The following is a 13,591-nucleotide window of genomic DNA, read 5'->3' as shown; positions in this document are numbered from 1 at the left end:
AGAGCGTTTAGTGTCCACTTTGTGGAAGTGGAACATGTTTTATTGCTTCTGCCACTTGTAATACAGAAATTGGACTACAAGGATCACTTGCAGACAGCGTACTGAAAGAACATTGTGTACAAATTGCTAATCTACAAAGATGCTTCATACGCCTATCTAAATCATTAAAACCAGGTCGGTCATAGTGATATTGAGGAAATATACGTTGGTCACTTCCTCCCCATATTGGATTATCACGGTAATGGACATAATTCGTGTGGAAATTTTCCTCAGTATTATATTCATTTGATGGGTCGTTTACATAAAAAAGCCCATTAGTTGATTTATCATCTATACTTATTGGTAATAAATTTCCATTCTCATCCTCTGAGTTCTCTTTATCATTTTGATAGTAAAATTCTTTATCATCATCATATCTTCGTTCTAATGGATAATTACTCCCTCTATAATTTCTTCCAGTTAAAAAAGGAGCAACTACTGGTATTTTTTTATTAGAGCTATAGAAATCCGCAGGATAAGTTGGTACTGTTTCTACACTATTTTGAACAGCAGTAAAGTGATCAGGATCGTGTGTCTCTCCTCTATGGGTGTTTACAATAACACCAAATTGATTACCCCCTTCCTCTCTAGTATCTGTATGCCCAGGCCCATCAACTACACTTGGAGTTGGTCCCCAATAAATAGCTGGCTCACCATATCCACGTGGTTTAATCATTGTAAAAGTTGTTTTGGTTTCTGCACCATGACAGCCAATACATGAATTGAGAGACAGCTGCCTCCTTACTCTCTTAGTAGAAAGAGAAGACGCTCCGTTATAGTTATCATTATCGTATATATTGTTAGGAAAATCATGAGCCCAATAATTTATCCCATAATAAGTTCCTAGTTCTTGCTTCATTTCTCCTTCAAGAGGTAATAAATGACTAGGTAAACTATGGTTACCAAATTTTACAGAAGTCAAATGGGAAGTATTTCCGTTCAATCCGTAAATCCAATCCACAATTACCTTAGAAGAATGATCTTCAGAAAAAGTTCCTAAAAAGCCTTCTTCAGATGGTTTTATCACACTGTTTCTAGGAAAATTAACATAGTTTTTACTATATCCTTGAGCAATAGCATGTGGATGTTGATCATATTGCAGAGGCATATTCGTTAATTTTGTTTTTACCAAATAACCATTATTATTTAGTTCAAACTGTCTTAACTTCCACTTATGGTGACCCCAAAAATTTAGAACAAAATCACCTAATAACCTATCATTTGTACGCACTTGAGAAATAGCACTTCCATTTGTTCTATTAGGCATCACATTTCTAGCCGTCACTTGATCAGTAATGCTTTGTAATTCTTCCAAATACTTTTGTAGTCCATTCTGGACATCAGTGGGATCCCATGTATAACTTGATAAATTTTTCCAATCGATTGCGAAATCTTTTATTGCGCATCTATTTGCAAAAGGGTTTTTATATTCCAAAATAACATTTAGACCTCTCCAATCTTCAGCCTGAAACACATCATTATTCCAGTTATTATCTTCTTGATAAGGCGGTTTACCTTTATTTGAGCTGATGTTCATACTACTGTTGAAACTCGCTTTAAAGGGTTGATGATCTAGAGTCTGCACTAATGAAAAGATAAATCGAGTTTCCCCTGCATTAGATACTGGACTGTTCGAATAGCCCATATTTTCTCGCAAATCTAATCTATTAACAATTGCCGTAAGCTTAAAGGGTGCATTGGCTAATAATGCATTAATATCATCTTTGGTTATAAAACTATCCCATTGAGCCTCCCAAGCACCAGAAGCATTAGTAATATGATAATTTTTAAAAATATTAGCCTTTTTTATCCAAGGCCCAACTATATGAGCATAAGTGGCATTCGTTAATGTTGACGAATTATTAAGAGAACCAATACTTTTTATCCAACTTTTAATACACTCTCTTACTTTAGTAATTTCAGCTGGTGTAGGATTGGCTTCATCAGCAAAACCTCCTGCAATATTTTTCATCATCTGCCCAAATGTCCATGCACCTTGTGGAGCACCTGTACCTGTTACCACATTATAGGTTCTTGCAGGATCTTCAACAACTTTTAACTCTGTAATCAGAAGGGATTTTTCTTTAGCAATGTCTGTTCCGTCTTGACAAGCTGTTAGCACATCCAAAAGAGAAGAGTGTAAACTTACTTTCTGGAACATGTTAAATCCACGAAAATCAAAACGAGGAAGTCTTTCATTGGTCAACATCTCACCAGAATGCCCTGTGTATTTAATAATATGCCCTTGATTATTCACAAAACTTACTCGTTCCGTAATTTGATCAATAAAAGAAGAAGGACTCTGTGGCAATACAACAGAATAAATTCCGTCTGCTTCCCTTTTGTCTGGCTTAACTCCATCATCTTTTAACTGAACCAATTCACTTCCATCATTTCCATATAATTGTATCATTTGCGGAAGTGGATTATCATGCTCGAAGGCTACAGAAAGAACTATGGAGTGCTCTCCCCCCCCCTACAACTTCGGGAGGTGTTTTAATTTTTTGCACCCAAAATTCAGTGGGAATTGGAGGGTGTTGCTTGTAATACTCTTGGTTCTCAGCGACCAAGTTTTCATCAGAACTTTGAAGAAAAAAGAGTGTTGCAGATATAGCCACAACTCCTCCAAATGCTTTAAAAAACTTTCTCATATTATAGTTATTTATTGTTAAATATGAGTTAAAGCTATGAAATAAATATCACATATCCAAAAAAAACAAAAGACAATCACCTTGTTACCTAATACTTACACGCGCTACCCTACTAAAGTTCTCTGTTTGCATTAGCACAAAATAAACACCTGTTTTTGGGGCTTGCCAAGTGATATTTTCTGTATCAAGATGATTTTTAGCAAATACTTTTCTTCCTGCTCCATCAAAAATAGTGAGTTGTTCAAGAGTGAGTTCTTTAGATAAAATTCTAAGTTCTTTTTTGTGGGTAAGTACTGCGATATTATTGAGTTTTTCGTTTTCTTCTACACTAAAACCTATAGGAAGCATTTTGATATCAGCTTGGGTAATCTGTCCGTTTGTTAAGGTTACAGAAACAGTTTTATCGGTATAACCTGGTGAAATGACTTTTACGGAGTAAGTACCCGAAATAGCGTGACCTGTTTTTAGTTTCCCTTGTAAGTTTGCCGCTTCCATGGTATTGTTAAACAAAACTTGTGCTCCGCTTAAATCATTACCCGAAAGAGAATCGGTGACATGAATATGAAGATATCCAGCTTGTTTATAATCTACCTCAAAAAGGTGAAGTCCTGTTTCCATGTCTGATACAATAGCTTTTCCTGAAGGAAAGTATGGATAAGTTCCCCAAGCTCCGTTAAATCCATTTCCTTCAAAATCTGGAGAGGTATCATAATGCCCAACATCTATCATATTGTCTGGGTGAGTAACATCTAGGATTTGCAATCCATCACGATAGTATGAGTTCACTAAAAAATTATTGATATAATGTACATTATGTGGAATTGTAGAATCGCTATAAAAAGACTGAATTCTATCTAACTCTACCATATTTGCAGGATCCGAAACATCATAAGAAGTGACATAAGAACCTGAAGTTTCATCGGTGGTAAAAACATAGTGATTGTCATCTGAAAACCAGCAGTTGTGAGTAAAAGAATTTGGTGTAGTAATATTCCCTAGCTCTACAGGATTTGATTTATCGCTTACATCTACCGCAACAAGAAGACCATCGTTTATCGCTCCACCAAACATGGTGTCTCCTCTGGTAACACAGTCGTGCAAATAATAATCGTTATAATTCCCGAGCATTTGCACATTTGCACCGCCTGTAACATCCAACATCAAAGCTCCTCCTATTCCTATATTCGCTCCCGTGAGATAAGCAACTCCATTTTCATCTATATAAATATTGTGTGCTCTATGTAATTGTCCTCCTTGGGTATAATTCGTTTTGGTTACCACATTATTATCCACTTGTGATAAATCTAAAATAACTAAACCTTCAGGATTTCCTCCATTCCAGTTATCATGAGTAATGTAAGCATAATGACCGAAAGTCTTAATATCTCTCCACACGCTCATTGGTCCTGGAAATCTTTTTACTTCTGTGAGTGAATTATCGTCATTGATTCTCACAACCGAAATCCCATTTCGAAGCCCTACCAAAGCATATTCTCTACCACTTGGTGAAGCGTAACCCCAGATATCGTTTAGTTTTTGACCAAAAGGTAAATCATCATAATCCATATTTGCCAAATGTGTCACATTTAATGCCTGACTAAAAGCTCCAATATTCATACAGAGAATAAGGAATAAAGATAGAAATAGTTTCATAAAAAAAATCAAAAATTTTGTGATAATAAATATAACTTCACAAAAGTGCTATTTATTAACTGATTAAGCCAAATTTACAGAAAAAATGGATGTTTGTGAGTTTTCAATGAGCTTTAGTCGGAGTTTTATCACGAACCTTAATACATTTATTAAAAACCTATTCGTTTCTAAAAATACGGGTGTTTCAAACAATAATTCTCAAACGAAATCCCAATCTACTTGATATCTCTTACCTTTGTTCAAAAGATATAAGAAAATGGAACTTACTTTTCCCGATATAAAAACAATGCACAAAAATGAGGTTTTGGCATTGCTCAATTCTATGTGTGGCAATACACTCATGGAAACTCTTTCTATCAAATTCTCTAATATGACTGCCACCACGCTTTCTGCTACAATGCCCGTAGATACTAAGGTTCTTCAACCAATGGGTATTTTACACGGAGGAGCTTCGGCTGCCTTAATTGAAACGGTGGGATCAGCTGCCTCTTTTCTTTTTATAGATCCAAATAAGCAAATAGCGAAAGGACTAGAAATATCTGCTAACCATCTTCATAGCGAAAAATCAGGAATTCTTACCGCCACTGCCAAGCCCATCCATATTGGAAGAACTACTCACATTTTTGAAGTGGAAATCTATAACCAAGATGGAAGAAAAATTACCTATGGTAAAATGACTAATATCATCATGGATATTCCAAAAAATAATGCCTGAAATAAACCGAAATATCCATTCTAAATCTTTTGCTCTTTGGCGAATGCCCAATGAAAGTAAAGTTTTTAAGATTTGTCAAGAATCCTCGGGAAATTATCGTTTTGTAATGGCACCTTTTGAAAAAAAGGAGCAAAAAAGACTGGTAATTTCTGCAAATATCATTGAAGAAGTTTCGGATAATGAGATAAATTCTTGGTTAAATGCTGAGAGAAGATTTCATAAAAAGGAGGAACAAAAAGAGGTTTATTCACAAGATTTTGAAAAATTTTTAACGGAGCTACAGTCTTCCTCTCCTGTTCAAAAATTGGTTTTAGCTAGAAGTATCCAAATAAAAACCACTGCCAAAGCAGAACATATTTTTGCAAAACTTCAGCAAAAATTTCCCGATGCCTTTGTGTACCTATTTTTTGATGGAACTGAATATTGGCTAGCAGCTACTCCTGAGATTCTTTTAAGTAAAAAAGATTCTAAACTAAAAACCATGGCGCTTGCTGGGACTTCATTTGAAGAAAAAAAAGAACAGATTCACTGGACTTCAAAAGAGTTTCGAGAGCATCAATTGGTGGTGGATTATATTACACAAAAACTTCAAGAGGTGAAGCTCAAGCCGAGCTTTCAAAAAGAACCTCAAACAGTGAAAGCAGGTTTTGTGTGGCATTTAAAAACGCCTATTGAATGTGACATTCCCGATGCTTTTGATTTAAACAAACTCACTCAAAAACTTCATCCCACTCCTGCGGTTTGTGGAACTCCCATGAAAGAAGCGTATGATTTTATCCTAGAAAAAGAACAACTAAACAGAAGGTTTTACACAGGCTATGTGGGAATAGAACAGGAGAATGAAGCACATTATTTTGTAAATCTCCGTTGTATGATGCTTAAAAACGAAACTGCCGAGGTATTTGTGGGTGGCGGATTACTTTCTGATTCTGATTTTGAAAAAGAATGGGAAGAAACCATCTCGAAATCCAAAACAATTATTTCTTGTCTTTAATACTGATTACACCACTATAAATGGCATAAAATGCATACTCAAACATTTATTCTAGATTTTTCTACCAATATTGATCTCTACTCTTTAAACATTCCAAAAGAGTTTATTGATTTTATTTTACAATGGCAAAATAATGAGGAGAATATGCTTTTTAAGACATCGGGAACTACGGGGAAATCCAAGGAAATCTTGGCTCCGAAAAAACATTTAAAAACCAGTGTCTTAATGACACAAGAATATTTTGGTTATCAAAAAGGTGATTCGGCTTTGTTACCACTTTCTCTTGATTTTGTGGCAGGAAAAATGATGCTTATTCGGGCAATGGTTTCGGGTCTCAAACTGACCGTTTGTCCGCCCAATGATCTTTCTATTCTTGAAAAAGAATCTTTTGATTTCGCTCCCCTTGTTCCGCTTCAAGTAGAAAAATATTTTGATTTTATCCACAAGATAAAACAACTACTAATAGGTGGTGGAAGTATTCATCAAAGTTTAGAAAAAAAGCTAAAAAACCTCAACAACCGTTGTTTTCATAGCTTTGGAATGACGGAAACCTATTCTCATTTTGCCATAAGAGATCTACAAAAAACAGATGTTTATCAAACGCTAAATGGTGTAGAAATTTCTAAAACTCCCGACAACAAAATGTGTATCTCTGTTCCTAAAATGGAAATCAGGAATTTAATCACCAATGATCATATTGAACTCAAAAATGAAGGTTTTATTTGGCTTGGTAGATCGGATTTTATGATTAAAACAGGTGGTGTACTCATTCATCCAGAGTATATTGAAAACCTTATCAAAACTCAAGGCATTCTTAAAGATGAATTTATAATCACGGCACTTCCTGATGCCATATTGGAAAACAAAATAGTGATTCTCATAGAATCTGAACCCAAAGATCTTTCACGATCTATTTTTAATTTTCTCCCAAAATATCATCATCCAAAAGAACTCTGGTTTTGCAATAAACTCCCTAGAACCAAAGCCTCAGGGAAGATACAGAGAAACCTTATTGATTGGAACATTTGTTCTCAAAAGAATTGGAAATAATCCTTATTTTTATCTTGAAAAACCCATATAAATGAGTCATATTCTGCAACCATCTTATACACCATGTATAGAAGACTTAGTACACTTACCCAAAGGAAGCCCTATCAACCTCGTTCTTAGCGGAGGCGGAGTAAAGGGTGTTGCTCATTTAGCCGCATTAAAAAAAATAGAAGAATTGGGCCTCAAAATTGAATCTATTTCAGGTTCTAGTGCAGGGGCTTTGGTAGGGGCAATGTATGCTTCGGGAACTTCTGTGGATGATATCTTTGATTTTTTTGCCAATAGTCAACTTTTCCGATGGAGCTGGCTAGAGACTACAAAACCTGGTCTTTTTGAACCGCATAGGTATTTAGAAACCTTGCAAGATTATATCAAACCCACCTTTGAAGAATTAGAGATTCCTTTGTATGTATCGATCACCAATTTAGAAACAGGGTTGGCAGAATATAGAAATGAAGGAGAATTGAGAGAAATTGTTCTCGCCTCTTGTGCTTTCCCTGGTGTTTTTGTTCCCATTTCTATAGAAAACACACTCTATGCCGATGGTGGAATTATGGACAATTTCCCCATTTTCCCCTTTTACCAAAGTAAAGGATATATCATTGGCTCTTATGTGGAAAAGCCCAAAGAGATTACCGCAAAAGAGCTAAAAAACCCCATTAGACTTGCAAGGCGTTCTTTGAGCTTAAACAGTCATTCCGCTGAGTTACCTAAATTTCACCATACACAGTTTACTTTTATGCATAATGTAGGGCGTTTTCATGTTTTTGATTTTAAACATATCCATGAAATTTTACAAATTGCTATGGAAGATATCAAACAAATGAGTCATCATTAGTAAACTCGCTAAATTTTAGATACAAAAAAAGCACCTCCTTTTCAGGAGATGCTCAATGATTGGTTATTCACCTTAGTCTATGGTGCTTGTTCAAAAAAAATAAACTAGTTCAACCAAAAATTATTTACGGCATTGGACTTGTTTGCTGGTGTAAACACCTTATAAATATCACTACCCACAGAATTATTTTTCAATAAGTTATAGTATGTATTAGTACCCGCCAAATAAATTTTCCCACTTGTAGTGATAATTCCTGTCGTATAATCCAATGTTTTAAGAGTACTAATTGATTCACCATTCAAGTTGGCTAAAGAGACTTCTTTAAAGGTTGAAAAAACAGTGTTATATATCGGAGCATTTAGTCCCATTGAGTATTGGATATCAAAACCTTTTGTAAACAATTTATTATCGGCGGTTAAAATAAACAAACGAGAAGCTGTAGAACCCGAGTTTGCTAGATAGATTTGTGCAATATTAGTAGAGGTTAAATCAAGATCTCCATCAATCTTTAATTTTTCAAAATGGGTAATATTACCTGATGTTGTAACTTCTCCAATTAGTGAATTATATGTTTGTCCCGCAATAAAAACAGTACCATCGGTCAGAAAAATAGCTGTATTGAAAAGTGTCGCTACTATTTGAGCTACTTGATAATTTTGAGGGAGTCTTTTATTTGTTACCGAATTAATATCACCTACCACTTTTGTAAATCTTCTAACATCTGCAGAAGAACCTATTCCGAGTGCTCCGTGCTTTTTATAACCTGTTACCCATAATTTTTTATTCTGATCAATAAAAAATGCTCTTTCCGTTGTGGCATATATATATTTAGGAATGGGTACTACTCCATTGTTTTGATTTGTATAAAAAGTCCCCGATAAATCTAAATAGGTAAAAGTAGAAAGATTTGAAGTGGAATTATTTCCTAATTGTCCTCTAATACCATACCCTGTTCGATAAATTTTATTATTATCCGTGAGCAAATAAGATATATAGTGACCTGCACTTATTTGAACCACTTTTTCATTGGCAGGTATATCCGTAATTTTAAATGGAGTTGGGTTAGCAAGTGCACTAGTTTGACCCCCTAATTGCCCGTAACTACCTCCTCCAAAACCATATACATTTCCTTGATCATCTAAAGCAATAGTATGATGATAACCACTCGAGGTTCTTATGATTTTTGGTTGATTCCCTGTGCTATTATTTGGGAATGTTATTTTAGTAAAATCGCCTGTATTCCCAGGTGTTCGCCCCAAAGATCCGTGAAAACTCCAACCAGCCGTAAACACCTCTCCTTTTACGTTCGTATAAACAGATGTCCATCCGGTGGTAGATGAAGGACTAGAACATTCACAATCTTTTACCGTGATGTTTATTTTATTCTGTTTGTCAACTCCTCCTTCTTTATAGGTTAAATAGATTTCTGCACCTAAAGCATCAGCAACACTTTTTCCTAATGCAGTTGTGTTTAGATTTTGTTTATAAGTTACTGTAGCCGTAGTTTTAGACGTATTACCACTCGCCGTAAGGCTTGTTAAAGCAGGCTGTGTAATACTATGGATTACCGTCCCCTCAGTATTGTAAGCAACTAAAGCAAGATCGGTAACAGCAATAGTTGTACTAATGTTAACCGTTTGCTCGTATGTAGCTTGTTGAGAAAAATCAGACTTTGAATTTGTTCTTAAAGCCAAAGATCCACATCCATTATCAAAATCATTACTTTCAGCAATATCAAAACAAGTTCGTGTATTTACCGTAAGATTCCCAGTTGGGTTTGTTGGTGGCGTAATGACGACACCTGCACCTGTTCCAGAATTCCCAGATCCTCCTCCTACACAAAGATTACTCCAATCTGCAGCATTATTACCGCCTCCAGTTCCGTTGTATGTTTCTATACATTTACTGGTGGAATTGTAAATAAGAAGTCCTAAAGCTGGATTCGTTATGGCGTTTCGTTCTATTTCAGTCATTCTAGGTGGCAAAAAACCACGATTTGTACTGGATACTTCTAGAATAGATGAATTATTCGGGGTAGTTGTTCCTATCCCCACTTGAGCATCACAAATAGATACTCCCGCTGTGACCATAAATATGGACAAAAGTGTTTTTTTAAGCATGCGATTAGAATTATTTCTTTTCAACAATTTGATATTATGACAATTGATGTTTCATCTGTCACAAACTCAATAGTTGAATTATTTGCGGCAAAAATAGGTACAATATTTATTATGTGTGTACATAATTTACTTTTTATAAAAAAAATGGTAAATAAAGCCATTTTTCTGTAAAATATGCTTTTTTTGTACTGCATTTCATTCTATTAGTGTAACATTCTTTTCTTAATGAAATAAGTGATTAACATATTTATCAACTCAAGAAGAAAAAGCTCTTTAAATAAAAAAAGTTTTCTCTATTAGATTTAAAATTAAAGCACTTTTAAACCAATTAGAAGCAAAACACAAGAAAAAAATAGCATGCATCCTCCATTATTTTTTCTTAATTTCATAGCCAAATTTGATGAAAGCTTTTTCCGTCAATTAAAATCTAAAGAAAGATGAAATTAAAAAACTACGCCCAAGGTCAATGGGTAGAAGGAACAGGTTCAGGACAAGAACTTTATAATGCGATTAACGGAGAAGTTGTTGCAGTAGCCGATAGTACAGGACTAGACTTTGCCGAAATGATGAAATATGCTCGTGAAGTTGGAGGAACGGTATTAAGAAAAATGACTTTCCAAGAAAGAGGGTTAATGCTAAAAAAACTCGCACTACACCTTGTGGCTCGTAAAGACGCTTTCTATGAAATGTCGGCAAAAACGGGAGCGACAACCATTGACTCATGGATTGATATTGAAGGAGGAATTGGGAATCTTTTTGCTTATGCAAGCTTGAGAAAACAATTCCCTAATCAGCCCTTTTATGTAGATGGGGAACATGCGCCGCTATCTCGTGGAGGAAGCTTTATCGGTCATCATATTTGCACTCCAAAACAAGGTGTTGCCATTCATATAAATGCTTTCAATTTTCCGATCTGGGGAATGCTAGAAAAAATTGCCGTAAACCTTTTGGCAGGTGTGCCGGCTATTGTAAAGCCAGCTACAGTGAGTAGTTACCTTACAGAAATGATGGTTAGAGAAATCATTGATTCTAAAATATTACCCGAAGGTACTTTACAATTGATTTGTGGTTCGGCACGTGGAATTTTGGACCATGTAACACTACAAGACATTGTAACATTTACAGGTTCTGCCGAAACAGGTAAGATGCTGAAATCTCACCCAAAAATCTCTGAAGAATCTGTTCCTTTTAATATGGAAGCCGATTCTTTGAATGCGTGTATTTTGGGAGAAGATGCCGTACCTGGAACCGCAGAATTTGATATTTTCATTAAAGAAGTTGCCAGAGAAATGACCGTTAAATGTGGTCAGAAATGTACCGCAATACGTAGAATTATTGTTCCTGCAAATTTAGTGGACGATGTTCAAAAAGCACTTTCTACTCGCCTAGCAAAAACGATCATTGGAGATCCATCTGTGGAGGGCGTACGAATGGGAGCTTTAGCAGGACAAGATCAAAGAAAAGAAGTACTTGAGAAAGCTCAAATATTGGCTCAAAGCCAAACTTTAGTTTACGGTTCTTTTGATGAAATAGAAGTACAGGGAGCAAGTTACCAAAAAGGATCTTTTGTTTCACCTTTATTATTTATAAACGAAAATCCTTTCCAAAATACTGATGTTCACAATGTAGAAGCCTTTGGACCAGTATCGACAATAATTCCTTATAAAAACCTCGACGAAGCCATTGAATTATCTCAACTCGGAAAAGGATCATTAGTATGTTCAATCGTAACCAATGATGATAAAATTGCGAGTGATTTTGTCATGGGAGCTGCTGCTTTCCACGGGAGAATTTTAATCCTCAATGCCGATTGTGCCAAGGAAAGTACGGGGCATGGTTCACCAATGCCTCTTCTTACACACGGAGGACCTGGTAGAGCAGGTGGTGGAGAAGAAATGGGTGGAAAAAGAGGTGTAATGCATTATATGCAAAGAACTGCCATTCAAGGCTCACCTACGATGCTTACAGAAATCACCGGTGTATTCCAACCTGGTTCTGAATATAAAGAAACAGAAATTCATCCTTTTAGAAAGCATTTTGAAGACTTAGTAGTGGGTGAAACGGTATTTACACACAAGCATTCTGTAACAGAAACCGATATTACCAATTTTGCCAATGTAAGCGGAGACAATTTCTATGCACACATGGATGCTACGTCTCTTGAAGGAACCATTTTTGAACAAAGAGTAGCTCATGGGTATTTTGTACTCTCAAAAGCAGCTGGTTTATTTGTTGATCCCAAGAAAGGTCCTGTTTTATTAAACTACGGTTTAGAAGAAGCAAGATTCACGAAGCCTGTATATCCAGGAATGACAATTGGAGTAAAATTTACTGTTAAAGAAAAAGTAGAACAAGAAAAACGCTCTGAAGATGATATCGCCAAAGGAATTGTAAAATTCTATGTAGATGTTTATGACGAAACGGGAGAAACTGTTGCTGTAGCGACAATTCTAACGATGGTTAAGAAAAGAAATCAAGAGTAGATTTTTTTTAAATAAAATGAAAAAACCCCATCAAAAATTACTTTTTGATGGGGTTTTTTATTCTTAACGATATCATTGCAGTAAAAGAACTAGCTATTACCGCTATACAGATTTCTGGCTATTGGTTTTATTTTCTTTCAAGAACAATTTTCTGTGCAGCATCTACTTGTGATCCAGAAAGAGTCATCGTTAGCTCATCATCTTCAATACTGATTGCGTACACTATCGCTTCACCATTAATAGTTAGTGTCAATTTTTCAGAATCATCATCTACTGACCAGTTTCCAGATTCTGAATCGCTTTCGCATTCATCGTCCCCAAAGTCATCATCATAGAAAACTGATTGAAAAGCTCCATTGTCATTAAATGTGAAATTCGTTTTTTTCATACATTCATTGGCATTAATAGTCAACTCATCCACTGCAATTGATTTTAAAAACCAAGTATCTACAATATCATCACTGATATCTTTAGAACATGACACGAGTGTTAGAATAATAACGAATGTGGAAAATAATAGTTTTTTCATAATATGTGTGTTTTTTTAAAAAAATGAAAATTAATTTGAGCTAAGATAATCATTACTTTCTGAATAAGAGCATTTAAGAATTCTAATTCCTTTTAAACTTAAACTCACCAATATTCCCAAAAAGTTCACCATTTATAGTAAGAACATCATTTTCTATAAAAATATAGAAATCCGTTGCTTCTTGATTAATGGTAGTGGAAAGCTTTTTATCTTCGGCATCTAGTATCCAAGAAGTATTTTGTTTTTGTTCCACACAATTTTCTGGACTTAGAGGTATGAAAAGAGCTATATCTAGATTTCCGTTATCAGAAAATGTCCAATTTGTTTGTGAAATACAAGCATCAGCTTCTACAGCCACAGAGTTTGACTCTACAGAAATTAAATTCCATTTTCCTACTATTTCTTCTTGTAAGTCTGGTTTAGAACAAGAGCTCAGTATAAAAAATAGTGTAATTATTGGGAATAAGAAATACTTCATGAGTAAGATATTTTGATTTATGGGTATAAAAATAGCCAATC

Annotated in this window: 11 protein-coding genes; 5 read left to right on the top strand and 6 right to left on the bottom strand. The window is 35.2% G+C overall.

The window, feature by feature from the left end; translation table 11 throughout:
- Nucleotides 1-7 precede the first annotated feature (7 nt).
- The 3 genes from N4A45_06215 to N4A45_06205 form a co-directional block, all read right to left on the bottom strand.
- Entirely contained in the window at nucleotides 8-2,452 is a 2,445-nt protein-coding gene (locus N4A45_06215) for a hypothetical protein (protein MCT4664811.1), read from the bottom strand.
- A gap of 16 nt (nucleotides 2,453-2,468) precedes the next feature.
- Nucleotides 2,469-2,690, bottom strand: a complete 222-nt coding sequence (locus N4A45_06210; protein ID MCT4664810.1) for a hypothetical protein — start codon at nucleotides 2,688-2,690, stop codon at nucleotides 2,469-2,471.
- A gap of 84 nt (nucleotides 2,691-2,774) precedes the next feature.
- Nucleotides 2,775-4,343 carry a choice-of-anchor B family protein gene (locus N4A45_06205; protein MCT4664809.1) on the bottom strand — a complete coding sequence of 523 codons (1,569 nt, stop codon included), beginning with the start codon at nucleotides 4,341-4,343 and terminating at the stop codon, nucleotides 2,775-2,777.
- Between the two features lie 256 nt (nucleotides 4,344-4,599).
- Here N4A45_06205 and N4A45_06200 point away from each other — a divergent pair, with 256 nt between their 5' ends.
- Genes N4A45_06200 through N4A45_06185 form a run of 4 tightly spaced genes read left to right on the top strand, consistent with a single transcriptional unit; the run spans nucleotide 4,600 to nucleotide 7,940 of the window.
- Entirely contained in the window at nucleotides 4,600-5,058 is a 459-nt protein-coding gene (locus N4A45_06200) for a hotdog fold thioesterase (GenBank protein ID MCT4664808.1), read from the top strand.
- Complete coding sequence (locus N4A45_06195) at nucleotides 5,051-6,052, top strand: isochorismate synthase (GenBank protein MCT4664807.1); 1,002 nt, start codon at nucleotides 5,051-5,053, stop codon at nucleotides 6,050-6,052. Before N4A45_06200 ends, N4A45_06195 begins: the two co-directional genes overlap by 8 nt.
- Before the next feature lie 30 nt (nucleotides 6,053-6,082).
- Nucleotides 6,083-7,102, top strand: coding sequence for an AMP-binding protein (locus N4A45_06190; protein ID MCT4664806.1), 1,020 nt, complete (start codon nucleotides 6,083-6,085; stop codon nucleotides 7,100-7,102).
- A 31-nt stretch (nucleotides 7,103-7,133) separates the two neighbouring features.
- The gene (locus N4A45_06185; GenBank protein ID MCT4664805.1) at nucleotides 7,134-7,940 is read left to right on the top strand and encodes a patatin-like phospholipase family protein; all 807 of its coding nucleotides are present in this window, start codon (nucleotides 7,134-7,136) and stop codon (nucleotides 7,938-7,940) included.
- Between the two features lie 104 nt (nucleotides 7,941-8,044).
- Here the strand turns inward: N4A45_06185 and N4A45_06180 are convergent, their stop codons facing one another.
- Nucleotides 8,045-10,060: a hypothetical protein gene (locus N4A45_06180; protein ID MCT4664804.1), complete on the bottom strand. Its 2,016-nt coding sequence runs from the start codon at nucleotides 10,058-10,060 to the stop codon at nucleotides 8,045-8,047.
- 437 nt (nucleotides 10,061-10,497) lie between these two features.
- Here N4A45_06180 and paaZ point away from each other — a divergent pair, with 437 nt between their 5' ends.
- Nucleotides 10,498-12,543 (top strand): phenylacetic acid degradation bifunctional protein PaaZ, encoded by a 2,046-nt coding sequence (paaZ, locus tag N4A45_06175; GenBank protein ID MCT4664803.1) that lies wholly within the window; start codon nucleotides 10,498-10,500, stop codon nucleotides 12,541-12,543.
- Nucleotides 12,544-12,670: 127 nt separating this feature from the next.
- On the opposite strand, the gene N4A45_06170 is transcribed toward paaZ, so the two are convergent.
- Nucleotides 12,671-13,072, bottom strand: coding sequence for a lipocalin family protein (locus tag N4A45_06170; protein MCT4664802.1), 402 nt, complete (start codon nucleotides 13,070-13,072; stop codon nucleotides 12,671-12,673).
- An 82-nt stretch (nucleotides 13,073-13,154) separates the two neighbouring features.
- Nucleotides 13,155-13,550, bottom strand: a complete 396-nt coding sequence (locus N4A45_06165) for a hypothetical protein (GenBank protein ID MCT4664801.1) — start codon at nucleotides 13,548-13,550, stop codon at nucleotides 13,155-13,157.
- Between the last annotated feature and the right edge of the window lie 41 nt (nucleotides 13,551-13,591).

Source organism: Flavobacteriales bacterium, from assembly GCA_025210805.1.
GTDB lineage: Bacteria > Bacteroidota > Bacteroidia > Flavobacteriales > CAJXXR01 > JAOAQX01.
This window is presented reverse-complemented; position numbering and strand designations above follow the sequence as displayed.